This is a genomic window from Leptolyngbya sp. FACHB-8, from assembly GCF_014695575.1.
In the GTDB taxonomy this organism is placed as follows: Bacteria; Cyanobacteriota; Cyanobacteriia; order Elainellales; family Elainellaceae; genus Vacuolonema.
Genome location: NZ_JACJOO010000048.1, coordinates 69,269 through 94,623, shown reverse-complemented (window position 1 = coordinate 94,623; position 25,355 = coordinate 69,269). Strand labels below are relative to the sequence as shown.

The following is a 25,355-nucleotide window of genomic DNA, read 5'->3' as shown; positions in this document are numbered from 1 at the left end:
CTGGATCGAGCTACTTACACTTTGGGCTGCGTGTTTGGGTTAGCAGTTGTCAGCACAATAATGTTCTCTGGCTCAACGGTTTGGAGAGATGGATTGGAATTAGGAGCCTTCCAGTTGTTCAGAATATCGTGAATAACGACTTCCTTAATCCATACTTGAGCAACCACAACAATCGGCAGAGCTAGAAATAATCCTAAGAACCCAAAGAAACTTGCAAAGATTAGCTGGGATACCAGAGTCACCGCAGGTAATAGAGACACCTGTTTTTCCATTACCAGAGGTGTCAGGATGTTGGTTTCAACTTGCTGAATCACAATATAGAGAACAATCACCGCCCCAACTTTCCAGGGAGCATCCAGCAAGCCCAAAATAGCAGGTGGAACGACACTTAAAGTTGGTCCTAAATTGGGAATAAAGGTCAACAAGCCGGCCAGAATTGCATTACCAAACACGAGGGGGATATTCAGGATCCATAATCCAATACCACTCATGATAGTAATCACTGTCATATTGAATAAAATGCCTGTTACCCATCCCCCCAAAGCCTTTTCACATTGCTGTAGAATCTCACCTACTCGCCGCCGATAGAAAGATGGAAACAGTAATGTGAAACCTTCACGATAGGGCCGTGGCTGGGCTAAAAGCATAATAATTAAAACCAGCACCAGCAGGGTCCGCAACAAAATACCCAGGGAGTTTGAAAACAGGCTCAAGAAATTATTAAAAACCCGTGGAGTATAAGCTTGTAGCTGTCGTACCAAACCATCTAAACTTCCGAAATCTTCGGTTAACCCTAGAGGAATCCAACGCTGCACTACCTCTGCCCACTGCTCCAAACGTTCTAAACCTGGGGGAATTAGATCTGCTAATTGCTCAAGCTGGTTAATAAAGGGCGGTAAAACGAGGGCAAATAAACCAATCACCAGCGCCAGTAGACCAACAATTGAAAGGGCGATCGCTGGCCCCCGTTTTACATTGAACCGTTGTAGAAGTCGTACCAACCGATTAATGGCCGTGGCAAAGACAACTGCCGCAAAAACCAGAAGCAAAATCTCCCGAATCTTCCAAAGAACGATTAAGGAAGCAACAATAACAACTAAGCCAATTCCACTACCTAAACGCAAGGTAAGACTCCCCTCTTCAAGCGGAATGAATGCCAGATGGTTTTCTATAAAGCAATTCGTCCACTATGGAAAAGGAAGAAAGGAGTTCAATCTTGTAGAAAGGACGGACTCTCAAGCTCCTTTTTCATAGGGTGCGGACGATCGCTTAAAAGCTATGTTTTTGATTCAGAAATCTTGCATGTAGCCTAAAGGCCACACACGTTTTCTCTGTTGTTAGTAATAACTGAACATTGCGAGATACTGTTATTAGCGTAGAAAGAAAGCCTGCACTTCCCATCCACCCTACGCCTTAAATTGCAGAACAACTTGGACGAATTAGTATCCGCTTCTACAGCGACAGAATTAAGACCTTCGGCTATAGGAAAATAGCAGACATCGAGTTTTAATTTCTAATGTTGAGCATGCTTAGCGTGCTCAACATTAGAAATTGAAGTTGCTTTTGCAAGGCTCCTAACTTGATTTACGCCGTTTCGAAGCGCGTGTTGTTGACTTAGCCGCCGTAACCGCTTCTGGCACTTCCCCTCGGGTTTGAGCCGCCTGCGTCAGGAGAGATTCTGCAAAGGCGATCGCCTCCTGATCTGTTCCTCCCACAAGGGCTGCAATCTCCTGTTTACGCTCCGCAGAATCCAATGGAGTGACCCGGACAACGGTACGAACCTCCTCGGTTTTACCATTGTGACCATTGCCATTGCTATCGCCCTTTTTGGCCGTCTTGCTGCCGTTCTGTTGCACGGTACCTGTGGGCAGATCAATGACATGTTTACCAACCCGGAAATGGGCGGTTGCCATCGCTGCAATGAGCGGTTGGTGAGTTACACAGAGCACCTGATGACGTTGGCCGAGCTGATGTAGCTTTTCAGCAATCGCCTGGGCCACCCGTCCCGATACCCCTGTGTCGATTTCATCGAACACCATCGTACCGATAGGGTCTACCTGGGAGAAGCAAGCCTTAAGGGCCAGCAGAAAACGGCTCATTTCCCCACCCGAAGCGATTTCTGAGAGAGGTTGCAGGGGCTCACCAGGGTTGGGGCTAAACAGGAAGGTGATGCGATCGGCACCGCTGGCACTGGGTGTCATGGGAGCCACATTGACCTGGAACTGGACTTTGTCCATCGCCAGGGGTTTGAGCTCCTCCACCAGTTGCGCTTGTAGTTTGTGGGCAGCAGCCTTACGCAAGTCCGTCAGGGCAGCGCAAAGACTGACGAGGGTTGCGAGGCGCTCTTCCACCTGTTTTTCCAGGGTTTCTAGAGATTGTCCACCATCGGTCAGGCTTTCCAGGTCTGCCTGAAGCTGGTTGTGGAGTGCGATCGCATCCGCCAGCGTCGGACCATACTTCTTACAAATCTGTCGCAGTTGCAGGATTCGCTGCTCCACCTCCTCCAGCCGTTCAGGGTCTGTTTCCAGATCCTCACCGTAGGAGTTGATCTGCCGTCCAGCCTCTTCCACCTGAGCCATCGCCTCAATCACCATATCCAGAATGGGCTGGATCTGGGAATCGTAGCGCAGCATGTCTGTCAGGGTATTCTCAGCCCGCCCCAGTAAGTCAGCACAGGCTTCGCCACCGCTATCGTTCTGATAGAGCGCCTGGTAAACCTCATAGCTCTGCTGCTTCAAATCGACGGCATGGGCCAATCGTTGCCGTTCTTGCTCCAGGTCAGTCAGCTCGTCGGGGTCACCCAAGTTAGCCGCGGCCAAATCCCGCGCTTGATATTCAAATAAATCGAGTTGCTGGAGGCGCTGCTGTTCTATTTGGCGGCGCTTTTCTAGCGCTGTGGCCGCTTGCTGATAAGCAGCGTGGGCAGCAGCAACCTTCTCGCGCTGTTCCACCAGAGCAGGCCCACCAAAGCCATCCAACCAGGCTCGTTGCAGACCGGGTTGACCTAGCTGCACTGTTTGACCCTGAGCCGTGATTTCTACCAGGCGATCGCGCAACTCTTCCAACTGCTGCTTATTGACGACCACCCCATTGACTCGAGAGCGGCTCCGCTGGCCGCCTTTCCCTGCTGTCATTTCACGGCTACAGATCAGGTGCCCCTCCGAGGAAGGTTCAATTGCTTGTGCTTTTAGCCAATTTTTCAGCGTCTCATCCAACCGGAAGGTCGCCTCAATGGACGCTCGTTCTGCCCCCGAACGAATTGCTCGGCTCCCGACTTTGCCGCCCAAGACCGCATCCAGGGCATCCAAAATAATCGATTTTCCCGCCCCGGTCTCTCCCGTCAGCACATTCAAGCCGTCGCCAAAACTCAGCGACAGCCGATCAATCAGTGCAAAATCTTCAATTTGAAGCGAAATTAGCATAAATGAAAGATTGACCTACGAAAGCGCTCACAGCCATTCGTTAACACCATCCTTTATCAGTCTAAGTCCTCCTTCGTAGAGGGTGTTTGTCTTGTCGGATTTTTAACCCTCGACCTGCGAAGACCAGACAATAGCCCCACCTTCGGACGGCAAGTGCATAAATGCAAGGCATTTCACATCCCTGACCTATGCTTGATCCTGAATACATCCCTACATCACACGATTTTCTAGGTTAACCACAGGAGGAACTGGACTAATACAATGGATATTTTTCGAACGAATAGAGAGTTTGCCTTAGTATGATAGAACAAGTGTATTAAATTTGGATGCATGCGATCGCATATTAAAGACGATATTCTCTTTGTGCATCACGAAGACCTTCCTGAGTACAAGAAACAGGGATCGGTGGTGCGAAATACTTACTTCTGGGCACTCAAGGCGATCGCCGCTCACGCCCCCTATGAACGGGACTGGGAATTTGACCCTGAGGTCTGGGTTGCCCTTCAGCGAATGTTACTTTCCTTTGCAGAATCCGGCTACCTGGGGCTGCGGGAAACCCTATTGGAATTCCCAGTCGATTCTGAAATTCCTGAACCCTTAAGAATTGTCGCCACCTGGGAATGAATTTGTCGAGCTACCGCCGATTGTAGGGACGTAATATGTTGCATCCCTACAATCGGCGGTAGACGTAGCACAGCTTAGGAGGTTTCTGCATAAGAATTTACCCAGAATGTTGGTGCTTTGCCCGCGAAGCGGGCAAAGCACCAACATTCTGGGGGTAATTTCATTACTGGAAATCTCCTTACTCCTGCGCGAGGACGACCCAGGGAGACAGGATGGGATCTGACTCGTAGGTGCGAATTTGGCCGATACCGAGGAGGCGATCGCCCTCACCATACACTCGAAATGCCTGCTCACCGGGAGCCTCTGTACCTTCCCAAAGCAGTCGTTGACCCATGCACCAACGACGGGCCTCTGGATCAGCCAGTTGAATCACCGGCAGATATTGCAGGGCAACCTCAGGTGAAATGGGTTGAAAGGCATTCTGCTGCAGTTGTTCTTCTAAATCCGTTAGAGACAAGCTGCTGTCGAGGTCAAACCCACTGCTACTGGTACGGATGAGTTTTGCGAGGGTCGCTCCAGTGTGAACGGCCTGACCGAGGTCACGGGCGATCGCGCGGATGTAGGTGCCGGGACCGCAGGCGATCGCCACCTCTAATTCCGGAAACTCCCCTGAATGCCAGGCCAGCACCTCAATGGAGTGCACCTCAACCGTGCGCACGGGAACTTCTACCACTTCTCCCTTACGAGCTTTGTCATAGAGGCGCTGCCCCCCCACTTGAATCGCACTGTATTGTGGCGGTATCTGTTGAATAGAACCCAGAAATTGGTGCAGCTTTCCCTGAATCGCTTCGAGGGTTAAATCGGGGCAGGGATTCGATTGGAGCACCTCACCATCCAGGTCATCGGTAGCCGTTTGAACACCAAAACGAATCACGGCCCGATAGGCTTTATCGGAGGGCAAAAACTGCAATAGCCGGGTTGCCCGTCCCATCGCAATAGGCAGAACCCCCGTAGCTGCCGGGTCAAGAGTACCTGCATGGCCTACTCGTTTCTGGCGAAGCAGTCGCCGCACCCGCGCAACACAATCATGGGACGTAAACCTCAAGGGCTTGTCCAGGTTAAGAAATCCGTCCACTATCTCAATTTCACTGACATTAGCAATCTCCATCCTATCGGGGAAGCGGCTCCTGGAGAGTCCGTTCCACCGTTTATGAGGGCGATCGCTACCAGAAAGACGGGCTATACCCAGTTCTATAGCCTTATACAAAACAGTTTATTTTTTGAACAGCTACGCTTCGCATAGCTGTTCAAAAAATAAACTTCCTGCTTCCAAGCGTGTAGCGCTATAAACAACGGTACTTTGCACCACCTCACTCCTTACCTAACGAAAATAGTTACAGTAGTAGCATTAGTCTATCTGCAAAGATTTTTTCAATAGATTTGTTCTATAAACTTCGCAGTCGGTGATGTAATGACACCCCAAAGGAGATCAATGACTATACGCCGCGCTTTTCTGCTGATGGCTTTTAGCCTTACCTTGACGGGACTAACCGCTTGTTCTCCAGCCCAGGCTCCAGAACAGCAAGCCACAACACCAAGCACCACATCAGCTTCTACGACTGCACCATCCACTAGCTCAGGCGCTGATCCGGCGATCGCATCCGCCACCCCAGCAGGAGATCTAACCATCCTCTTCAGCAAAATTTGGCGCGTCAGCAGTGCGCCTTCAGACCCGGCACCTGGCAGCATTAATGTCTTCCTGCCAAACGGTACCCTCCTTCAAACCTCTTGCGTCGAAACCTACGCTATCAGCGGTTGGACAGCGGATCGGGAGGTACCCAATCGTCTACAGGTAACCGAGGGTGGCCAACCTGTCTACAACGCCGAAATTCTAGAACTGTCGAATACAACCTTACGGCTACGTCTGAACCTCATTCCATCCAATGAAACTCAGGAAATAACCTACACAGCCGTTGAAGACGAATTTACCTGTCCTGACCTACCCCGATAGGCATTTCAGGGCTTACGTATTTGTGTTGTGTGCTTCGCACACAACACACAACACAAATGCTCTAAATATGGCGGACTTGCGTAAGTCCTGATTTCTTACCGCCTTACAGAAAGCGCCTGGAGCTTTTATCTCCAGGCGCTTTGTCATATTTAAATTCAATACGGGAAGTACGAGTACAACGGACTGCGCGCTTCCTATATTCGGCAAACGGCTCCGATTAAAGCTGGTCTAACTGAGTTTTGAGTTTCTCCAACTCATCGTCTACATCACTGGTAGAAGTAGAGTTACCTGCAGGAGCCGAGGCCGCCGGGAGAGAACCCTGGGCTTCAGAACTGCCACCCAACAGTTGAGCTTTCATGGCGGCCAGCTCGTCATCGACATCGCTACCCGACTCTAATTGAGCAAACTGCGCTTCCAAGGTAGAACCCGCCAGTTCCGCTGCGGCCTGAGAGCGGGCTTCCATCTGCAACACCTTGTCCTCCATCCGCTCGAAGGCTCCCATAGCAGTGCTGGTGCCCATGCGCCCCATGGTGCTCTGGAGTTGCTCGTTGGCTTTTGCCGCACTGGCGCGAGCTTTGAGCATATCCTTTTTGGTCTTGGCCTCAGAAATTTTGCCTTCCAGAGCGATCAGGTTGCGCTTTAAGGTGTCTACCGTAGCACTCTGCTGATCCAGCTGAGTTTTCAGAGACGTTGCCATCTCCGTTTGAGTTTTCCGTCGGGTCAAGGCTTCCCGCGCCAGATTCTCATCGCCTTTCTGGAGGGCCAGTTGGGCGCGCTGCTGCCAGTTATTCGATTCCGTTTGCGCCTGATTGTACTGCTGCTGCATGCGCTTCTGGCTGGCGATCGCACTCGCCACCGCCTGTCGCAGTTGCACCAGGTCTTCCTGCATATCAATCAGGGCCTGTTCCAGAATTTTTTCCGGGTCCTCAGCGGCGCTCACCGCTGCATTCAGGTTGGAGCGGACCACTCGGCTGACACGGTCAAACAATCCCATGATTCTCTCTTCCCATATGTAGTGAATAGGGGTGCGACTGCCTGTGCGGGGAGCCGCCAGATTCTATTGTGGCTGACGAACCCACAACTCATCCAGTCCATTAAGGTGCGGATGTCTTGGCTTTCTATGGACTATTTTAGGGGGTGATTTAAGGGACTAGGGGCGATCGCAGTCAACGTTTAAGGTTTGGCCCTGCAGAACTCTCCACAAGTGAGCACAGAACCTATCCCTAACCGCTGTCGGAACGACCGGAGCTCTAAACCCACTTAATCATCAAAAAAGGCGGCGGGCTAAGCCCACCGCCTTTTTAAGAGCGACGTTCTGAATTACAGCTGAGGTATAAACTGTTCCTTCTCGGGAACATTGGCATACTCAGCTACAATCTGACGAAACTCGTCACCGTCAATGGTTTCCTTCTCGATCAGCAGATCCACAACTCGGTCGATCAGGGCACGGTTCTCGCGCATCAAGCGGCACGCATCGTCATAGCAATGCTCAACGATCGTCCGTACCTGAGCATCAATCCGAGAGGCAATCTCTTCAGAGTACTCGGAACGCGTTGTCCAGTCACGGCCCAGGAAGACCTCACCGCTCTGGCTTTCCAAAGACATGGGACCCAAATCAGACATCCCAAATCGGGTTACCATCTGACGCGCCATGCCTGTAACCTGTTGCAGGTCGTTACCGGCTCCAGTGGTTACTTCGGCATCACCAAAGATCACTTGCTCTGCCGCACGGCCACCCAGGGCACCCGTAATCCGAGCCAGGATTTGAGCGCGCGAGATCAAGCTTTGATCTTCGGAAGGCATAAACCAGGTTAAGCCCTGAGCCTGCCCCCGAGGAATCAGGGTTACTTTCTGAACGGGGTCGTGGTGCTTCAGCAGCGTACCCACCAAAGCGTGTCCAATCTCGTGATAGGCAATCAAGCGCTTGCTCTTACCATCCACCAGAGGTGTGCCTTCCATACCGGCAACAACGCGGTCGATGGAGTCGTTGATTTCTGCCATGCCCGTTTCGTCTTTGCGACGACGAGCGGTCAGAATAGCCGCCTCATTCAGCAGGTTCGCCAGGTCAGCACCGGAGAAACCGGGAGTGCGGCGGGCGATCGACTCTAAAGAAACATCAGAGGACAGCTTCTTATTCCGAGCGTGCACTTGCAGCACTGCCAGACGGCCCTTAACATCGGGTGGATCCACCAGTACTTGACGGTCGAAACGACCGGGACGCAGCAGCGCCGAATCCAAAACGTCAGCCCGGTTGGTCGCCGCAATGATAATGATCCCGGTATTACCCTCGAAACCATCCATCTCGGTGAGCAACTGGTTCAGGGTTTGCTCCCGCTCGTCGTTACCGCCACCGATACCAGCACCCCGCTGACGACCTACGGCGTCAATTTCATCGATAAAGATGATACAGGGAGCGTTCTCTTTAGCCTTGCGGAACAGGTCGCGAACGCGGGACGCACCCACCCCGACGAACATTTCCACAAACTCAGAACCCGAGATGCTGAAGAAGGGAACCCCCGCTTCACCAGCGATCGCCTTCGCCAACAAGGTCTTACCCGTTCCCGGAGGGCCAACCAGCAGCACACCTTTGGGAATCTTGGCACCCACAGCGGTGAACTTCTCAGGCTTCTTCAGGAAGGTCACAACTTCTTGCAGTTCTTCCTTCGCTTCTTCAATACCCGCGACGTCATCGAACATAACCCCCGTCTTCGCCTCCATTTGGAAGCGGGCACGGGACTTACCAAAGTTCATCGCCTGGCCAGGGCCACCCGGCATGTTATTAGAGCGACGGAACAATAGGAACAGGCCCCCAATCAGCATCAGCGGGAACAGCAGGTTGCCCAACCAACCCCAAACCGCTGCATCATTACGGGGAGTGTGAATGTCAAAGCTAATGCCTTCGTTACGGAATCTGGAGATCAGCTCTGGTGCGTTGCCGGGCAGGTCAACCCGTAGACGCTGAACCCGGTTGTCGAGGTCGGGATCAACGGCCTCAACAATGGCCGTCCGCCCACTATCAAACAGATCCACTGTCGTGACCCGACCGGCATCCAAATACTCCAGAAAACGCCCATAGGTCATCCGGGTACTGGCGGTGTTATTCCCGGTCGCCATAGGTGCGCTCGAAAAGGCTCCTTGCCAAAAGAAGAAGCCGATGACCAGAACTGGCAACAGCCAGAGTAGGATTACTCTCCAGGAAATTTTCATATTGCGGTGTCGCCCTTTGATACATCTGAGCCTAGAAGCCTGAAACGGTTGCATATGTTGCGATCGCCCAGGACACTAGCCAGTAAACTTAGATTTTCTTTCCGATCTTTTTTTCCAAGCCTGTGGAAGAACTCCTGAGCAGGCTTACCTAGAGGAACTCAAATTTCTGAGAAACGTTCTTAACTAAATTTAACCTAATTTTGTAAAGGCAGACAACCCGGGAAGTGAGGCCCGATTATCATGGCTCCACTTCAAAAGGAGCCATACCCTTCTGTTAAATCCTTATAGCAAATCTAGTGAAAGACCTGGGGCTAGCTAGAGAGAGATAGCGCTATAAAGGTAAACGGTTGATTTTTGAAAAGCTCCCTTCGTGCGGCTTTTCAAAAATTAACCGTTCTAGTTAGGACTGACACATTTATAGGGCGTGGGGTATGCTTTGCACACCCCACGCCCTATAAATGTGTCAGTCCTGAATCAGGCTAGGGTGCAGTTACAGGAGGAGCAACCGGAACCGTGCGGTTGGCGATGGGATTGCTTTCCGAAATCTGGATGACATAGGGATAGTATCGGTTGACCCGATGGGAACCCACCCAAATCTCATAGGTTCCCGGCAACCACTCGCCAGACATACCAGGATTAAAGTCGAGACTGTAATTATCGTTACACCAGGTGCCTCCTGGCCCTCGCACCACTAGGGTCGTATCCGCCGTGCTCTGCACCTGCAAACTCAGATAGGAAAAGCGGCTCGTCAACTGCATTGTGTGATCGGGCTGCTCATCCACAAATCCTAAACATGCCCCAGTGTCTGTCTCTGATTGGCGTGCCAGTTGCGTAGCCGACACTGGCCCACCACTAATCCCTCGGATGGTCGCGTTAGCAAAGTTTGGACTCAGGCTGACGTTCTCAAAAATGCTACTACCACCCGTAACAACAATTTGCTGAGCCTGGGCAGGCAGAGGAAGAAACAGGGCCAACGCCAGTGGGGTAAACCAGAGAGACTTGGGCATGGATAAAGGGAAGTTAAGTTGTGGGGTTAAGACACCCGGTGTTTTTGAAAACACTGGGTGTCTGGTCTGTGGAGGAGACTAGCCTGCGATCGCCACTGCTTTCTCAAGCCGAACACGATCCTGTTGCTTGGCATGAAGGAGGAGCCAGGACTGCACCAGATCAGGTCCTTGAAGAGCACCTGTGAGAGCCGCCCGGAGAGACTTCATCACCAGGCCTTTCTTAAAGCCATGCTCTTTGACCACCTGCTGCACGATCGCCTGGGCATCGGCCTCCGTCTCTAACGGCGCAGACTCCGACACCGCCAGCACGGCCTTCAGCGCATCGCCAACACCCGCCTGTTGGAGGTGCTGCGTGGCATCCTCGTTAAAGGCCAAATCGGTTTGAAACAGATATTGGGTCATAGGCACCGCTTCATCCAGACGAGCCAGACTGGGGGCGATGACAGCTGTCATCCGTTCCAGCCAGGGGCGATCGCCTACCGCATCAATGCTATGGCCTGCCTCCTGCCAGTAGGGAACTAGCAGATCCGTCAGCTGCTCAACGGGCATAGCATGAAGGTACTGGCTGTTGATCCAGTTCAGCTTGTCCCAATCGAACTTGGCTCCCGCTTTGTTCACCCGCTCAAAGCCGAATTTTTCAGCGGCTTCAGGAAGGGCGAAGAGTTCAGTCATAGGCTCTGGGGGCGACCAACCCAGAAGGGTCATGTAATTGGCGATCGCCTCGGCTGTATAGCCCATGCGTTGGAAATCGGAAATGGACGTGACGCCATCTCGTTTCGACAGCTTGGCCCCCTGCTGATTCAAGATCAGTGGCGTGTGGCCAAAATGGGGCACCGTTGCGCCAAGCGCTTCATACAGCAGAATTTGCTTGGGTGTATTACCAATGTGGTCCTCACCCCGAATGACGTGGGAGATGTTCATATCGATGTCATCGACCACCACTACAAAGTTGTAGAGAGGTTGGCCAACTTCACCGGGGTCAGCGGCGCGGGCAATCACCATGTCTCCTCCCAGATCCCGTCCTTTCCAGGAGACGTTGCCACGCACCAGGTCGTTCCAGGTAATCTCGCGATTGTCATCAATTTTGAAGCGAATCACCGCCTGTCGGCCCTCGGCCTGGTAAGCCGCCTCCTGTTCGGGCGTCAGATTGCGGTGGCGGTTGTTGTAGCGTGGTGCTTCATTACGGGCCTTCTGGGCTTCCCGCATGGCATCCAATTCTTCAGGGGTATCGTAGGCCCGATAGGCTAATCCTTTATCCAGCAAGGTTTGGATCTGCTGACGGTAAAGATCCATCCGTTCTGTTTGATAGAAGGGGCCTTCATCCCAGGTCAAACCCAACCACTTCAGGCCATCGAGGATATTTTCGGTATATTCGGGGCGCGATCGCTCCTGGTCGGTATCCTCAATCCGCAAGATAAATGTGCCGCCCTGGTGGCGAGCAAACAGCCAGTTAAACACAGCAGTACGAGCCGTGCCAATGTGCAACAGGCCCGTCGGACTGGGTGCAATACGAACGCGAACCGACATAAATAAAAATTAATTGAGAGTGCAGCCGCACATCTACCTGCGGAAATTCTCCCGGCAGATCTGCACTCCCCATTGTAAGGGCAAGGGAGCAGGGGGGCGGAGGGGCATGGGAGCAGAGGACAGGGGGCAAGGTAACACTTTTTTGATGAACCAGATGCAAGCAATGACTCCCCTGCTCCCTGACTCTCCCACTTCTTTACCTTGCTCTAACCCCCGATGCTCTGGCTTAACAACCGCGCTGACTCAACGGGACAACGCACCACAACGTTGTGATCATCCACTAAGCGGAGATAGCGCAAGCCGATGTCTTGAACTCGATAGACCTTGCCATCAAACTCGACAGAATCGCCCAGGCTGATGGTAGGAGCATCAGGCATGAAGATGGATTCGGTACGCATTTGGCGCTCAATCAGGTTTTCAACGATCGCCAATTCTTCCTCCAGTTCCTTAAGGCGATCGCGACGATGGATGCGTTCAACCCAGTCGCGGTGGCGGGAGCTACCGGCAACGCCTAACTCCCGCTCGCGTACGGGCAGAGTGGTGTGGGTCAATCGCCAGCATTTGTGATTCAGAAAGTCAGCTTCAATCCGAACATTGGGGGGAGCGATCGGCCCCGAAGAAGCGATAGCGTCAATTTGAGCGCGCAAACGTTGCTGCTCGGCCTGTAAATGGGGACTCATCATAAGGAGAAAAGAGCGACAGTAAAGTACTACAAACTCAACAGCTCTAGCCTGAGATATTCTCTCAGTCCGGTTATTTGCTCAATCGTTATCGAGGCTCCTTATGGGCAACCATACCAATCACAAGACCCTTTCGATAGACTTTTTTAAACCAATGAAACATTCCTCAAGGCTGAGCAAGGGAGACGTTAGTCTCTAGAAAGTTATTTAGATATAGAAAAAGGGCGCAGCATGGCATTAAACACATCAGAGCCGCTCAAAACCCTGGCAGTAGATATTGGCGGCAGCGGCATTAAGGTAATGGTGCTGGATGAAAAGGGCGAACCAATGACGGCACGCGATCGTCTGGATACTCCCGTTCTCCCAACTCCCGAAGCCGTTCTTGACATTATTCTGACCCTGGCAACGGACAAAACCTTCGACCGGGTATCGGTGGGGTTTCCAGGTGTGATTCGAGTTGGTGTCACCGAAACTGCCGCGAATCTTCATCCCAGTTGGATTGGGTTTAATCTTCAGGGTGCGCTCCAGGAAAAGTTAGGAAAGCCGGTGCGCGTTGCAAATGACGCAGATTTGCAGGGGCTGGGTGTAGTGGCAGGCCAGGGGCTAGAACTGGTGATCACCTTGGGGACGGGTTTTGGCTCCGCCCTCTTCATCCAGGGAATTTTAGTACCCAATTTGGAATTGGGGCACCATCCTTTCCGCAAAGGCGAAACCTACGAGCAACAGCTCGGCCGAGCCGCTCTGGAGACGGCGGGAAAGAAAAAGTGGCAGGAGCGCTTGAATAAGGCGATCGCCCAACTTGCCCACACCTTCAACTATGACTATCTATATATTGGAGGCGGCAACGCGAAGGAAATCAAAATGGAGTTACCCCCTCGGGTCAAAATCGTGCCCAATATTGCTGGGCTCTTGGGTGGAATTGCACTGTGGCGAGGTGAAGTATAAAAAGAAACGTCCATCCTGAGACGAAGTAATTTCCGAAGCGGCTAGAGTCGGGCTGCTTGTTGAGGATCGTTGCTACAGACGAAGAGTCTCAAAGCATCGATCTAAGCATTCCTGGCACTGCGGTTGTCGCGCCCCAGTCCAGATTATTTCTTCAGGAGGGTTATGGGACTCCGCTCACCGTTGCTCCGATTGGTTTCGAAAGTAAGGGCGATCGTCTCCGCTATCCCCCTAAACATTCCGCTCATTGGGATCCTGGTTCTTTCGCTAGCGGGGTTCCTGAGTCGTTGGAACTTCGTCTTCGATCTGGTCACGCATTTTCGTGTGCAATACCTGCTTGTTTCTGGGTTGCTGTTTGCCCTTTTTCTCGGGCGGCATCCACGCTGGGGATGGAAGCTCAGTCTGTTTTGTCTGGTCCTAAATCTCAGCCAGGTCGTGCCCTGGTACTTCCCCGTCCCCGTAGCCCACGCTGCCACAGATGGCTCTGCTCTGCGGGTGATGATTAGCAACGTTCAGGCAAAAAACCGTAATTATCAAGCGCTAACCGAGCTGATTCGCAAGGAACAGCCTGATTTACTAATTCTTCTGGAAACCAATCCAGCCTGGTTACAAACTATGGATTCGGTTGCCAGCTTGCTGCCCTATGGATTGAACCAGCGCAACACCCATCCCACGGATGTCGCGATTTACAGCCGCTTTCCTCTCACAGAGGTATCTCTAGGTACCGCATCAGGGGCATCCAAAACCCTCAAATCCGTCCAGGAGGATGTGTTGGTCGCCCAATTTGAGCGCAATGGGGTACTGGGAGTGGCGATCGCCATCCACCCGCCGCCACCCCTCTATTGGAATCTTTTCGCCCGCCGCAATCAAGTGTTGCAGCAGGTATCCCAATACATCCAACACATTCAACAGGAAAAAGCTCCTGGGGCTGATCACATTATTTTGGGAGGCGACTTCAACATTACGATGTGGTCTGCCTTCTACCGTGAATTAATCGCCCACACGGGTCTCAAGAATAGCCGCGATGGGTTTGGCATTCTCCCAACCTGGCCTGCCTTCGCTCCACCATTGTTCATCCCCATCGACCACTGCCTGACCAGCCCCAACATCTCCGTTGTAGATGTCCATACAGGGCCTCGAATCGGGTCTGATCATCTGCCAATTGTGACGGATTTAGCTTATCCCTGAAGTTTTTGTTGCGTGTATTGATGCATGCAACAAAAACTTCAGGAAATCACTCCCTCAACTCCATGACTAAAACCCGCACCCTGCCCTGGATTTCAACCATTATTTTTGCTGCATTATTTGTCGTCATCCTGGTGATGGCCTACACCGGCAATTTGCCAGCCGAGCTTCAAGCCATCCCCAACTATGACAAACCGGGGCACATCATTCTGTATTCAGTAGCAGCCTATCTGGGTCATCGCATCTTGCAAAAACGTCGTATCCGTTTTCTAAGGATGTTAATACCCTTGTGGATTTTGATCTTCGGCACCTTCACTGTGGTGGAAGAAGTCATACAAGGTTTCTCTCCAAACCGCAGCCTCGACGCCCTGGATTTAGTTTGTAGTGGACTGGGAATTGCCCTCGGATATTGGCTCGCCGAGCGAGAAGATTAATCCTGTCATTGTTTGAAGCGTGAATCATGGCCTAGCTTCACCAGGCCATGATTCACGCAGAAAGCCCCATACAGGTCAACGTAGCACCGTTACCTTTTCTTCCAATTCCCGGCGCAGGCGATAGAGAACGGTATCACGATCGACTTGATCCAGAATGTTGTGCAAGACCGTATTCACGCCCTCCGGCCCCCAGGTGCAGCCCTGTTCCAGATAAACCTGGGCAGCTTTACCAACACGGTAGGAACCATAGCCGGCCAGGGTAGCTTGGGCGATCGCCGCACTCCCATAGGCCATTACTCCACTCACGCCATCAAAAAACGACACCGCCGCAGAAGCGCTTTTGCCAACACCCAAAAGCAATCCGCTTCCTACTTCCCCAGCCAGGACACCCCCCGCACTCCACAAAATGCTGTTGAGCAGTTTCCCGGCTTCATGGCGGGTCATAGGCAGCCCATACAGTCGAGCCAAAGCGCGAATCATCACGAGATCGGTGGCAAAGCCACCAAGGATGTCGACGACGGCGATCGGGTTGAGGCCAATGGCGATCGCCTTCCACTGGGCAAATTTCCAGATCAATTCCTCGGCTGCTTCCTGGTTGAGGCGCAAAGCTTTGCGGGCGATTGATTGCTCTGACTCTCGGGCCTGCCGCAGGGCATTGAGGGCCAGTAGCGACTTACCTTCCTGGTTGAGGATTGCCAGGAGCTTTTGCTTCAATTCTGTAATGTTGGGCGGTGGAGCCTCCCACTCATACGTGACGCGGCCATCTTCCCACTCCACGCGCACCTGCATCTGGGCAGGCTCTGCGGCAACTCGCACAATATCTTCAGGGCGAAGCCTGGGACGATTGACATCTCCGCTCGCATCAAATAAGTCTTGTAGCCTCTGATAAATAGCTTGCCGATCCTGATCAGGATACAGATCCGTCTTGTTGAACACGACGATCAACGGCTTATGAGCAGCCTGAAGTTCTGTCAGAGCACGGTACTCCGTCCGAGTCATATCGCCAGCAATGACGAACAAAATTAAATCCGCATCATGGGCCACTTCCAGAGCCATTGCTGCACGAGATTGCCCACCCACTTCATCTAACCCTGGGGTGTCAATTAGTTCGACAGTGACCGGTTCACTCAATTCCAGCGACCAGTAGATCGAGCGAGGAAACTGGGTCACCCCGTGGAGTGGGCCTGTGGGTACTAAACGCTGACCAACCAATGCGTTAACTACCGCTGATTTGCCTCGGCTAACCAGGCCAAAAACGGCAATTCTTACCAGATTGGAGTTCAACTTATCGAGGGCGTAGGAAACCTGGTTCAGATCTGCTTTCATGGCGGCCTGCAACTCCACCGAGCCCTGGCGACGAGGTTGACGCATCGCCGTAGAGTAGCGCTGGAGCAACTGCTTCAGACTCGCCTTAGCTCGTTGATAGTGAATATCTTGCAACCCCAGGGGGATCAATCCCATGTTCGTTGCGGGAGAAGACGGCTCGGGGGACTCGATCGGTGCAGCCAAGGTTAGTGATCCTCAAACGCCATTTTAATTTTCGCGTACCCACCTCAATTTTCACTATGGGGTTTACCGGAGGAAGAGGGTGGCGATCGCCCTATTCGGCATCCTCAAAACTTATAGCGCTGCGCGCTTAGAGACCGGGAGTTGACTTTTGAAAAGCCGTGTCTCGCCTGGCTTTTCAAAAGTCAACGGTTCATGCCCTCAAACAACAATTGGTACTACACAGCATAAAAAAAGGGCATGCCCACATGCCCCAAGTTCCCTAAGAGGAACATTGAAATGTTATCTTCTCGTACGGTATCCGTACGAGAAGGTAATCATTCATTACTGCGGCCGTTGCACACAGGTCATCATTCGCAGAGTTGCCGCTGCTGCATAGTTACGGAGGGCTGAGTCGTTGGGGGCAAAAGATGTACCCCGCTCGTTCAGCGGTGACGCAACGCCACAGAAGGCTGACATTTCAGAAATCTGACTAGCAGCCCAGTGGTTCGCGGTATCGCCGAAGTTGATGGGCTGTTGTGTGGGCGTCAGGACTGCCGAAGACCCACGCAGGGTTCGAGCATAGCCTGCTGCACGGCGCAACACCGAAATCAACTCTGCACGAGTCACAGGGCGATCAGGACGGAAGCTACCATCCTCATAGCCGCTGATCAGGTTGTTGTCACGGGCAAACTGAATCTTAGCCGCACTCCAACGGTCAGAACGCACGTCACTGTAGGGATTACGGGTTGCTCGGGTGGGCACTTGCAGGTTCGTATTAGGAACTCGCACCAGAGCATCGAGCACCATTGAGACCATTTGTTCTCGAGTCAGAGTTCCCTGTGGCCGGAAGGTGTTGTCTTCAAAGCCAGCGATGAAGCCTGTTTGTACAGCCTGTTGAATCTCCGTCGCATAAATATCCCCAGAAATGTCACTGAACCGGACAGGGCCAGGGCTAGGCGAGGGCGATGGGCTGGGAGAAGGCGATGGGCTGGGAGAAGGCGATGGGCTAGGTGAGGGACTCGGCGATGGGCTGGGGTTGGTTACCACACCACCGGGTGGAAGCGTCCCCTCATAGGTCAGATAGACGTGCCCCAAGGCCTGGTCGTTAAAGGTACGGCGGGTAAAGCGCCAGCCAGAGTTGAAATTGAGTTTGGCAAAGTCATTGGTGAGGCCATTGGAACGGGCAATCTCCAACCGCGGCACGCCGCTTTGACGAGGAATCGCTGTCAGTACCAAATCATTCTCACGGGGCAACACACGCAACGTGTAGGCCAGACCCATATCTTCACCGTTGATCCGAATGGAGTAGCCATTGCGATCGGTGCTTCGGCGGCAAATGCCCGTAAAGTCAAAGTTGAGCAGGAGTGGGTTCACAATGACCGGCCCAGCACCACTTTCGCTCCAGCAGGCACGGGAGTCGGTAACCTGTTCAACGACGACCAATTGGCGATCGCTCGTTCCACGGGATGAAAAGGCAATAAAGCGGTTTTGATCCACTTCCTGTTGACCGAAAGACGTGGCGGAAGCAGACGTCTGAATCATGGAGTGGGCGATGGGAAGGGCACCCAGTGCAACGGCGGCCAGGGTAGTTAAGCTACGAAAAATGCGTTTCATAACAACGAGGGGTTCTCTTCTAGCAGGATAGATGACTGCCCTATCGGGCGCTTCTGCCCCTTTAAGGCATTATTGCCTCTTTAGGGCACACGGTAGAGTGTTCACTGACACTTCGCAAAACACTCTGGACAGATTTCTTGCCAGGGTATTTAAGTGACTGCCAAGCTTCATCATCCCCATTTGTTGATATCAACAAAACTACAATAGCGTGGCATCAGGAGTGATGAAGAATTTATTCCCAGGCAAGAGGGATCAGTCAGAATCTAATACGAAGTCTCAGAACCGACGGTATTGGACAGAGCGAACCAAATCGAAAAGTTGGGCAATAAATACTTCGAGTGTGGGGAAATTATGACACCCGAATTTTAGCTAATAGATGATGTGAATTGATTTCATTAATCAGATTCACGTCCTGGATGCAAGCATTACCTGATTGGAGTGAATGGATAATTGACTTGACGAAATGATGGCTTTTTTTGTGCCGCGATCGCTCACATATTTTCCATCAAGCTTCATCTACAAAACGTATCTTTGGGGTTATGTTATTAGGCTACACAGCTTAATAGAGGTAATCCGGGAAGTTTGGTGCAAGATAATTAGCTCTCTATCTTGAAGCGTTAATGTCGAGACTGGTCGTCGAATTAGCAGCAATTTATGCGGATCAAACAAGCAGCAACTCCTTGACAAAATCAAGTGAGGACAGTTCTGAAACTGTACATACACAGCCATGTAATAGCAGGCTCTAAGGGGTAAGTAGATGAGTTAAAAACAGCTTTTAATTGTGCCAATTAGGAAATTGGTTATCGTTTTTGCGATTCACGATTAAATTACCTCAGGAAGCCTTTCGAGAAGCCATTGAAAAGGCTTACTTTCCACACTTTCAATACGGAAATCAACCTTTTCAATAGCTAATAAAGGTTATACACAAAACAACCTGAAATTCTTTTTGTGAGGTAGCAGTGCAGCCATCGCTCCTACAAAAAGAACCACAGGTTATAGAACAACACGCTCACTATTTTCCTCAAGCCCTGGATTCTGCGTACGCGCCGCGCCGTAAAATCCCAGCAATTCTTAGTATGGAATTAAGCCCGAAAACTGCTTGCCGAAGGCAAGCGGTTTTCGGGCTTCAAAGCCAAGATTGCGCGCCCGACGGGCGCGCAATCTTGGCTTTGAAGCTCATAATGATAACTGCTGGTAAAATCCAGGGCTTGAGAAAAATGGCGAAGGTATGGATAGAATATGCGGCTCTCAGGGTTATGAACCGTTGAATAGCTGGTAGATCTGGCGACAAAATGTCTTTAATTTTTCTTTGACAGATTCCTTCGGTTGTACGTTACCCAGAAATTGCCAATCATCAATTGTAGACAGTCGCCACTTCTCACCTTCATAGCTAAACCCGACCGCTTCTACACCAATGACCTGCCGAGTTTCTGTAGTCGGATCCTCAAATAGGCGAATTTGTACCAATATGGAACGGCTTTGAAAGGTAGGACTCCAACCGGGAAAATGAAAGCCGATATCAATAGAGTCAGGATCCACGAGCTTGCGAGTATCAGGATCATTAGCCCAGGGCTTCAAGTCAGCCCGCGCATCGGGGAAGAGCGTTTTGAATAGGTTAACCACCGCTGCAATTTTGGTAGTGGTTTCTAAGCCTTTCGCTTGTTCTGCTGCATTCACACCGATCACTCCAGCCACTTTGGGTCATCATCTACCAGGTATCGGACTTAAAGGGTGATGCCTGACACGTTATGAAAGATTTCTTCCTGTTTCACAGTGTAAAGGACTTTGCTGGAAGGCGACATCTACTTAACTTCAATTCGGGCTTGGCCCAAGTGCCCATTTTGGTGTGCACTCCACGCAACTAAAAAGGGCTTTTTCAAGGGGCGCGCAAGGCGTGTCCCTCGAAAAAGCCCTTAACCATACGGCCATGTAAGGATAAGGTGAATGGGCGTAGATGATTTCCCTTCAAAAAACTCCAGATTTCTGCACCTTTACACGTCCATGCAGAAATCTGGAGTTTGGCTCAACAAACGTTCCTACACTTTGTCAGGGTTTTAGCGCCATCAAAACAGGGGAAAAGCTTGAGAGAACTGTTCCCTCCCCACGATAGAGGAAGCAGCTATGACTAGAGGCTGGTCAACCAACCCACAACGCCATGACCCGTTGTGGCTTCAAGAATCAGGGCAGACACAAAACCAATCATCGCCAGACGACCATTGATCTTTTCTGCATGGGCATTGAAGCCAAACTGCTGGGTTTCATCCACATACATCTTGGGCTCTACGGCGAAATTGTTCATCAGCCCACGCTCTTCAGTCGTATAACCCTTGCTAGTCATAGAAATTTCCTTCTCATGTATTTATGTAAATAACTATAACATACATGTTAAGTTTTATTTCAATTCTGATAGAAGCTTTCTCCTTATTCAGAGGAAGTGATTCACCGTCATAAAACAAACCTAGTTTTAACCTCAGTTCGGAATAAGCTAAAGTGCTCATTTTGGCGTGCGCTTTGCGCACGCCAAAATGAGTGTTTTCGAATGCCGCGCGTTGCGCGGCACTCGAAAACACCCTTAACCCGAACTCAGGTTAGTTTTAAGCCTCTGCAGTGAGCAGATTGCAGCAGTATCTTTGGCACACAGACAGGTTCGTTCAACAAGGCACCCGAAAAATCTTGCAGGCTACTTTATGGGAAGGTAAAACCCTAGAACCCCGGTATTTGACCAAACACCGGGGCTCTAGAAACCAACATCTCCCTCTATTAACTTCTGTTAACTTTTCTCACCAAACTCGGGGATGGCAGGCCGGACGCATCAGCAGCTCCTGTCGGACCTGGTGCCATACCTCAGCAAACCAGCGACGGGCTTCTAGAGTCGAATGTCCTCGATAACGGCAGAGCATTCCTTGCCTCAGACGGGTTACACCCACCTGAGCTAGAGGCACAGGCTGGGGAATGGTCGAACCTGGGAGCAGAGTTTCGGTTGAGGCGCGGCCCTGCCAGAACTGACGGGCCACATCTATTAAGCCCGGCGATAGATCCTGGCCTACAACAGAGAAGCTCCCTACTACCGGGCAGCCTGCCAAACCATGCAGGCTGTCCAACATAGCAGAACCACCCTGAAGCCACTGAGGATCAACCCAAAGAGGACGGCCCTCTTGCCATACCTCTGTACGCGATCGCCATTCCCCACTGGCAAACCGTTCTCCGCGAGCTGTACGCCCGAAACGTGTGATTTCCCACCCTATCCATAGAGCTCCTTCCGCCAGATCAATCCGGTTATGCTGGCGGGAGATCGCTCCATTAAACACAATGGTTTCCTGGGGTAACCATTCTAAACAGGCTCCCGCTGCCACATGGATCCGAGTTGATAGCTGCGACTCCAGACCAGCACTGCGGTAAATTTTTCCGGCGGTAGCTGTGGTCAGTAGCGCATGGGTGTTGGGCTGGAGGTGAATTGTGGAGGAGAGGCGATCGCCTCCCACAATGCCCCCCGCTGTATGCAGAGTCACCACATGACACACGTTCCCTTCTGGGTAGAAGGGGCGTTGAACTTTGAAGGGAGCCTGCACAGAACAGCGGGCCAGGAGCGTGCGTTCTGCTGATGGGGAAAACATCAGCTCCAGATTTCCCTGCCAACTCGAGGTTGGGGCAGAAGCAATAGGATCAAGGTGGGTCGTCAAGGGGAGTAGCCGCGATGCGCAAACTAATACAGCGTTGACATGAGTTTACGCCGATAGGCCATCGTTAAGGCATGGTCATCTCCCAATAACGCGAAAATCGTCAGCATGGTCTTGCGTGCTGCATCCTGACGGTATTTGCGATCGCGTGCCACCAGTTCTAGCCAACTTTGCAACGCTGCTTCGTAATCTTCTGCCAGGGTAAGCTGCACAGCCTTTAGATAGTGCGTATCCAGGTCGCTGGCAGGAGTGAGGGTCTCACTGTCTTGGTGAAGTTGAATGAGCGATCGCAAGGCTTCTACCTTTTGCCCAAATTCGCGATCGTGGGGTGAGACTTCTGCCAGGGCCTTCTGGGCTTCGTCAAACTTTTGGCGACTAATGAGAAACTGAGCCGCTTCCATTGCTAGCCCTTTGTCCTCGGGATATTGCTCAGCCAGGTTGACAAAAAGCTTTTCTACTTCTTCCCACTCACCCGCTGCTTTGGCAACCTGAATCGCCTCTAAACCCGTTTCTCGGGCAGATGTTAAATTCAGATCCACCAGAAACTGACGGAGTTGTGGCTCAGGCAACACGCCCACAAAGCCGTTTTGCATCTGCCCATTTTGCACCACTCGCACATCAGGCACCCCTTCCACCGCAAATGCGTTGGCCAGATCAGGGTTCTCATCAATATCAACTTTCGCGAGTACAAAGTCATACTCCTGCACCAGTTTTTCCAGCATGGGCTTCAGCAACTTGCAGGGGCCACACCACTGGGCATAGAAGTCAACCAGTACAGGTTTTTCAAAGGACTTTTGCAGGACTTCCGCTTCAAAGGTTGCATGATTAACAACAACAGACGTTCCCATGGCACAGTGACTCCATAACGAATGAAATGGATTAGCGGAAATTGGCAAGCGAGACAACATTTCTCGCGGGTTAGCATCCGGAACCTGTAACGCAGGATGCCCGCTAACTTTAGTGTAACGTCAGTTCCGAGGAAGCTTTTGCGGATAGTTCGCATTCGCAAATAGCTTATTTGACCTCAGTTCGAGATGGGTCTAAAAGCCCATTTTGGTGTGTGTAGAGCGCACGCCAAAACGGGCTTTTTCGAGGGACGCAAGAAGCCGCCTCTTGAAAAAGCCCTTAACCGTGGTATGCGAAGCACACGACACACAACAATACGCATCCGTCTTGATGTCATTAAAAAAGCAGGGAACGGTATTCCCTGCTTTATGAGGGGCTAGGGGCGATCGCCCAAATCCCCAGTTGGGTAATTGCTAACCGAACGGCGCAACTGAGCCAGAGATTGGTTGTAACCCAAAATGGCCTCCACCAGGTTAAATTCGGCCTGGGTTAGCTCAGTTTGGGCTCGCAGCACATCACTCTGAGTCCCAACTCCAGCCTGAAAGCGGAGGCGAGCCAACCGCAAAGATTCTGTCGCCCGCTCAACGTTGAGCCGAGCAGTGGCAATGTTGGTTTGATTGGCCTGTAGGTTAAAGTAAGCCTGCTCTACCTGAAACCGGACTGTACTGCGAGCATCAGCAAAGTTTGACTCGGCAATCTGAATGCCAATCTCTTGCTGACGGGCCTGGGCCGTGCCTGCACCCGCATCAAACAAGCGCCAATTGAGCTGCAAACCCAATGTCCAGTCGTCTTCTACTCCCGTTTCATCATTGCTTAAAGCATCTTGCACCTGATACTGAGCAAATGCTGAAACCTGAGGACCGTACTGAGCATTGGCGGCCTGCCGCTGATTTTCACTGAAATCGCGTTGTACAAGCTGTTGCTCAAGCTCAGCGCGGTTGCGGAAAGCCTGGACAATACTCTCCTCCAGGGTCAAGGGCCAGTCGCCATTCACCTCAACGGGGTCGGCAGCCGCCAGGTTAACAGTCTGGGAAATATTCAGCCGCTGAGCCAGTTGGCGTCGAGCAACCTGCTGGTCGCTGAGAGATTGAACGAGTTCTTGCTGTCGGTTGGCAACATCCACTTCCGCCTGCAGTACATCAAATCGAGTACCGACCCCAGCTCGCTCTAGAGCCTGAGCGTCCCGCAGGTTTTGCAGGGCCTGGTTCAGAGCGTCGCGGCGAATTCTCAATTGCTCATCAGCCCGTTGTAAGTCAAAGTAGTCTTGACTCACCTCAAACCGCAGTTGCTCAGTTTGGGCTTCTAACTGGAGTTCCTGAACCCGTAAGTTGTTCTCAGCCGCATCAATTTGGGCACTGCGAAGCCCTGAGGTAAAAATGTCGTAATCAACACGGATGTTACCGCCGAAGATAACATCAACTTCATCGCCAACGGTTTCCGTTTCCCCTGTAAAAACGTTCGTCGTGACTTCTTGTTGTTGCCCTTCTGAAGCCGTCAAACTGCTATTTAAGCTGACATTAGGAAAGAGGGCTGCCCGTTGTTCTTCTAACTCAGCTCGACGCTGGTTCAATTGCAACCGAACGGTTTCTAGCTCAGGGTTGTTGCGCTCAGCCAGGGCGACCGCTTGCTGCAAGGTAAGAGGCTGAATTCCCTCCAGCTCCACCTCTTCAGGGCGAGTCGGAAAATACAGAGGGTTGGGGTTGGGCTCCAGGTAGTCGGGAAACTCCACTTCCTCGCCGAGAGGATACTGCTCAAGATTCTCTACGAAGGATTCCACTTCAGGCAGAAAGTCTGTTGAGGTAGACGGCCGATCAGAGGTAGGGAGTGGGACATCAGTTACCCCAGTCGTGGGAGTCGTGGGTTGTGGAACGTCAGTCACTCCTGTTGTGGGAGTTGTAGGCTGTGGAACATCAGTTACCCCAGTCGTGGGAGTTATGGGCTGTTGCTGACTAACTTCAACAGGATTTTGGGTTTCTGGGGGAGCGATCGCTTCGGTAATCGGGATCGGCATCACGGCATCCTCGGTTGCTGGAGAGGGTGCATTCGCAAAAACATTTTCTAGAGCCGAAAAGGTTTTGTCTGTTGCAACCGCAGTATCCGTCTCAGATGCCTCACCAACAGCCGGGGCTTCGGGAGGCGCACCCTGCGCCGATTCGTCTGTTCGCTCTCCACCCGCTACAACGGCAGTATCAACCTCATCCATAGCAGGTTCTGCCGCAGGTTCGATATCCCTTGCACTGAGGGTATCGGCTTCATTGTCAGCAGCCTCATCCATTTGCGAATCCGATGCTGCTTCAGCTGGTGCAATGGAGGTATCAGATGAAGACGCTTCAGCCACAGAAGGGCTTTCGGCAACCTCATCCATTGCAGATTCTGTCGCATCCTGACGAGTTGATGTCTCCTCAGGAAACAGCAAAGCTCGAATTTGGGTCACAGATTCTTCAGAACCGGGTATTGGGGTAGAAACCAGATTAGTCAAATGTGAGTAAGGAGAAGGCTCACCAGTTTCTTGCGTCTGCACCGGAGTTGTCACGGTAGCAGCGATCGCATTGCCAGGTTCAAACTTAGAGTCGAGGGGAGTTGCACTGGCGACCGTGGGGCTCAAGCTCAGAAGCAAGCCAATTCCAACGGTAGCAAAAGCATCGGAAGCTTCCATAAGCACGGGCAGACGGGGGTAATGGTCAGGAAATGCTAAAAGTCGGGAACAACCTCATGCAGAATAGCCGGTAACGGTAACCGGGTAAATGCCCC

20 protein-coding genes are annotated in these 25,355 nt (G+C 51.8%); 5 read left to right on the top strand and 15 right to left on the bottom strand.

The window, feature by feature from the left end; all coding sequences use genetic code 11:
- Positions 1 to 14: 14 nt before the first annotated feature.
- Positions 15 to 1,124, bottom strand: coding sequence for an AI-2E family transporter (locus H6F91_RS10670; protein ID WP_190775166.1), 1,110 nt, complete (start codon positions 1,122 to 1,124; stop codon positions 15 to 17).
- A gap of 450 nt (positions 1,125 to 1,574) precedes the next feature.
- Positions 1,575 to 3,422: a DNA repair protein RecN gene (gene recN, locus H6F91_RS10665; RefSeq protein WP_190775167.1), complete on the bottom strand. Its 1,848-nt coding sequence runs from the start codon at positions 3,420 to 3,422 to the stop codon at positions 1,575 to 1,577.
- A 330-nt stretch (positions 3,423 to 3,752) separates the two neighbouring features.
- On the opposite strand from recN, the gene H6F91_RS10660 reads away from it, so the two are divergent.
- Complete coding sequence (locus H6F91_RS10660) at positions 3,753 to 4,046, top strand: hypothetical protein (RefSeq protein ID WP_190775168.1); 294 nt, start codon at positions 3,753 to 3,755, stop codon at positions 4,044 to 4,046.
- A gap of 178 nt (positions 4,047 to 4,224) precedes the next feature.
- Here H6F91_RS10660 and truB read toward each other — a convergent pair whose 3' ends face one another.
- Positions 4,225 to 5,121 carry a tRNA pseudouridine(55) synthase TruB gene (gene truB / locus H6F91_RS10655; protein ID WP_190775240.1) on the bottom strand — a complete coding sequence of 299 codons (897 nt, stop codon included), beginning with the start codon at positions 5,119 to 5,121 and terminating at the stop codon, positions 4,225 to 4,227.
- Positions 5,122 to 5,478: 357 nt separating this feature from the next.
- On the opposite strand from truB, the gene H6F91_RS10650 reads away from it, so the two are divergent.
- Positions 5,479 to 5,997, top strand: coding sequence for a hypothetical protein (locus H6F91_RS10650; RefSeq protein WP_190775169.1), 519 nt, complete (start codon positions 5,479 to 5,481; stop codon positions 5,995 to 5,997).
- 217 nt (positions 5,998 to 6,214) lie between these two features.
- Here the strand turns inward: H6F91_RS10650 and H6F91_RS10645 are convergent, their stop codons facing one another.
- The 5 genes from H6F91_RS10645 to H6F91_RS10625 form a co-directional block, all read right to left on the bottom strand.
- Entirely contained in the window at positions 6,215 to 6,991 is a 777-nt protein-coding gene (locus tag H6F91_RS10645; protein ID WP_190775170.1) for a PspA/IM30 family protein, read from the bottom strand.
- A 326-nt stretch (positions 6,992 to 7,317) separates the two neighbouring features.
- The gene (gene ftsH2, locus H6F91_RS10640) at positions 7,318 to 9,204 is read right to left on the bottom strand and encodes an ATP-dependent zinc metalloprotease FtsH2 (protein ID WP_190775171.1); all 1,887 of its coding nucleotides are present in this window, start codon (positions 9,202 to 9,204) and stop codon (positions 7,318 to 7,320) included.
- Between the two features lie 479 nt (positions 9,205 to 9,683).
- Complete coding sequence (locus H6F91_RS10635; RefSeq protein WP_199307742.1) at positions 9,684 to 10,211, bottom strand: hypothetical protein; 528 nt, start codon at positions 10,209 to 10,211, stop codon at positions 9,684 to 9,686.
- A 78-nt stretch (positions 10,212 to 10,289) separates the two neighbouring features.
- A complete protein-coding gene (gltX, locus tag H6F91_RS10630; protein ID WP_190775172.1) occupies positions 10,290 to 11,738 on the bottom strand; it encodes a glutamate--tRNA ligase in 1,449 nt (482 codons plus the stop codon).
- A 206-nt stretch (positions 11,739 to 11,944) separates the two neighbouring features.
- Positions 11,945 to 12,421 carry a hypothetical protein gene (locus H6F91_RS10625; protein ID WP_190775173.1) on the bottom strand — a complete coding sequence of 159 codons (477 nt, stop codon included), beginning with the start codon at positions 12,419 to 12,421 and terminating at the stop codon, positions 11,945 to 11,947.
- A 228-nt stretch (positions 12,422 to 12,649) separates the two neighbouring features.
- Between H6F91_RS10625 and H6F91_RS10620 the strand changes: the two genes are divergently transcribed.
- The 3 genes from H6F91_RS10620 to H6F91_RS10610 all read left to right on the top strand — a co-directional run bounded on the left by H6F91_RS10620 (position 12,650) and on the right by H6F91_RS10610 (position 14,979).
- On the top strand, positions 12,650 to 13,363 hold the full coding sequence (locus tag H6F91_RS10620; protein ID WP_190775174.1) for an ROK family protein: 714 nt from the start codon (positions 12,650 to 12,652) through the stop codon (positions 13,361 to 13,363).
- Positions 13,364 to 13,525: 162 nt separating this feature from the next.
- Positions 13,526 to 14,548, top strand: a complete 1,023-nt coding sequence (locus H6F91_RS10615) for an endonuclease/exonuclease/phosphatase family protein (RefSeq protein WP_190775175.1) — start codon at positions 13,526 to 13,528, stop codon at positions 14,546 to 14,548.
- 62 nt (positions 14,549 to 14,610) lie between these two features.
- The gene (locus H6F91_RS10610; RefSeq protein WP_242035727.1) at positions 14,611 to 14,979 is read left to right on the top strand and encodes a VanZ family protein; all 369 of its coding nucleotides are present in this window, start codon (positions 14,611 to 14,613) and stop codon (positions 14,977 to 14,979) included.
- 75 nt (positions 14,980 to 15,054) lie between these two features.
- Here H6F91_RS10610 and H6F91_RS10605 read toward each other — a convergent pair whose 3' ends face one another.
- The 7 genes from H6F91_RS10605 to H6F91_RS10575 all read right to left on the bottom strand — a co-directional run bounded on the left by H6F91_RS10605 (position 15,055) and on the right by H6F91_RS10575 (position 25,260).
- Positions 15,055 to 16,440: a GTP-binding protein gene (locus H6F91_RS10605; RefSeq protein WP_190775242.1), complete on the bottom strand. Its 1,386-nt coding sequence runs from the start codon at positions 16,438 to 16,440 to the stop codon at positions 15,055 to 15,057.
- A 369-nt stretch (positions 16,441 to 16,809) separates the two neighbouring features.
- Entirely contained in the window at positions 16,810 to 18,081 is a 1,272-nt protein-coding gene (locus H6F91_RS10600; protein WP_190775177.1) for a DUF3747 domain-containing protein, read from the bottom strand.
- A gap of 1,254 nt (positions 18,082 to 19,335) precedes the next feature.
- Complete coding sequence (locus H6F91_RS10595) at positions 19,336 to 19,758, bottom strand: hypothetical protein (RefSeq protein ID WP_190789314.1); 423 nt, start codon at positions 19,756 to 19,758, stop codon at positions 19,336 to 19,338.
- Positions 19,759 to 20,206: 448 nt separating this feature from the next.
- Positions 20,207 to 20,419: a chlorophyll a/b-binding protein gene (locus H6F91_RS10590; RefSeq protein ID WP_190775179.1), complete on the bottom strand. Its 213-nt coding sequence runs from the start codon at positions 20,417 to 20,419 to the stop codon at positions 20,207 to 20,209.
- A 442-nt stretch (positions 20,420 to 20,861) separates the two neighbouring features.
- Positions 20,862 to 21,695 (bottom strand): urease accessory protein UreD, encoded by an 834-nt coding sequence (locus H6F91_RS10585; protein WP_190775180.1) that lies wholly within the window; start codon positions 21,693 to 21,695, stop codon positions 20,862 to 20,864.
- An 89-nt stretch (positions 21,696 to 21,784) separates the two neighbouring features.
- Complete coding sequence (locus tag H6F91_RS10580; RefSeq protein WP_190775181.1) at positions 21,785 to 22,606, bottom strand: tetratricopeptide repeat protein; 822 nt, start codon at positions 22,604 to 22,606, stop codon at positions 21,785 to 21,787.
- Positions 22,607 to 22,980: 374 nt separating this feature from the next.
- On the bottom strand, positions 22,981 to 25,260 hold the full coding sequence (locus H6F91_RS10575) for a TolC family protein (RefSeq protein ID WP_190775182.1): 2,280 nt from the start codon (positions 25,258 to 25,260) through the stop codon (positions 22,981 to 22,983).
- Positions 25,261 to 25,355 lie beyond the last annotated feature (95 nt).

What these genes read in the sequence shown, in the direction of transcription:
- H6F91_RS10605 (WP_190775242.1), bottom strand. Translation starts at nt 16,440, where the DNA reads ATGGGATTGATCCCCCTGGGGTTGCAAGATATTCACTATCAACGAGCT.
- H6F91_RS10650 (WP_190775169.1), top strand. Translation starts at nt 5,479, where the DNA reads ATGACTATACGCCGCGCTTTTCTGCTGATGGCTTTTAGCCTTACCTTG.
- H6F91_RS10615 (WP_190775175.1), top strand. Translation starts at nt 13,526, where the DNA reads ATGGGACTCCGCTCACCGTTGCTCCGATTGGTTTCGAAAGTAAGGGCG.
- H6F91_RS10600 (WP_190775177.1), bottom strand. Translation starts at nt 18,081, where the DNA reads ATGAAACGCATTTTTCGTAGCTTAACTACCCTGGCCGCCGTTGCACTG.
- H6F91_RS10620 (WP_190775174.1), top strand. Translation starts at nt 12,650, where the DNA reads ATGGCATTAAACACATCAGAGCCGCTCAAAACCCTGGCAGTAGATATT.
- H6F91_RS10575 (WP_190775182.1), bottom strand. Translation starts at nt 25,260, where the DNA reads ATGGAAGCTTCCGATGCTTTTGCTACCGTTGGAATTGGCTTGCTTCTG.
- ftsH2 (WP_190775171.1), bottom strand. Translation starts at nt 9,204, where the DNA reads ATGAAAATTTCCTGGAGAGTAATCCTACTCTGGCTGTTGCCAGTTCTG.
- recN (WP_190775167.1), bottom strand. Translation starts at nt 3,422, where the DNA reads ATGCTAATTTCGCTTCAAATTGAAGATTTTGCACTGATTGATCGGCTG.
- H6F91_RS10660 (WP_190775168.1), top strand. Translation starts at nt 3,753, where the DNA reads ATGCGATCGCATATTAAAGACGATATTCTCTTTGTGCATCACGAAGAC.
- gltX (WP_190775172.1), bottom strand. Translation starts at nt 11,738, where the DNA reads ATGTCGGTTCGCGTTCGTATTGCACCCAGTCCGACGGGCCTGTTGCAC.
- H6F91_RS10625 (WP_190775173.1), bottom strand. Translation starts at nt 12,421, where the DNA reads ATGATGAGTCCCCATTTACAGGCCGAGCAGCAACGTTTGCGCGCTCAA.
- H6F91_RS10585 (WP_190775180.1), bottom strand. Translation starts at nt 21,695, where the DNA reads ATGTTTTCCCCATCAGCAGAACGCACGCTCCTGGCCCGCTGTTCTGTG.
- H6F91_RS10580 (WP_190775181.1), bottom strand. Translation starts at nt 22,606, where the DNA reads ATGGGAACGTCTGTTGTTGTTAATCATGCAACCTTTGAAGCGGAAGTC.
- H6F91_RS10610 (WP_242035727.1), top strand. Translation starts at nt 14,611, where the DNA reads ATGACTAAAACCCGCACCCTGCCCTGGATTTCAACCATTATTTTTGCT.
- H6F91_RS10645 (WP_190775170.1), bottom strand. Translation starts at nt 6,991, where the DNA reads ATGGGATTGTTTGACCGTGTCAGCCGAGTGGTCCGCTCCAACCTGAAT.
- H6F91_RS10635 (WP_199307742.1), bottom strand. Translation starts at nt 10,211, where the DNA reads ATGCCCAAGTCTCTCTGGTTTACCCCACTGGCGTTGGCCCTGTTTCTT.
- H6F91_RS10590 (WP_190775179.1), bottom strand. Translation starts at nt 20,419, where the DNA reads ATGACTAGCAAGGGTTATACGACTGAAGAGCGTGGGCTGATGAACAAT.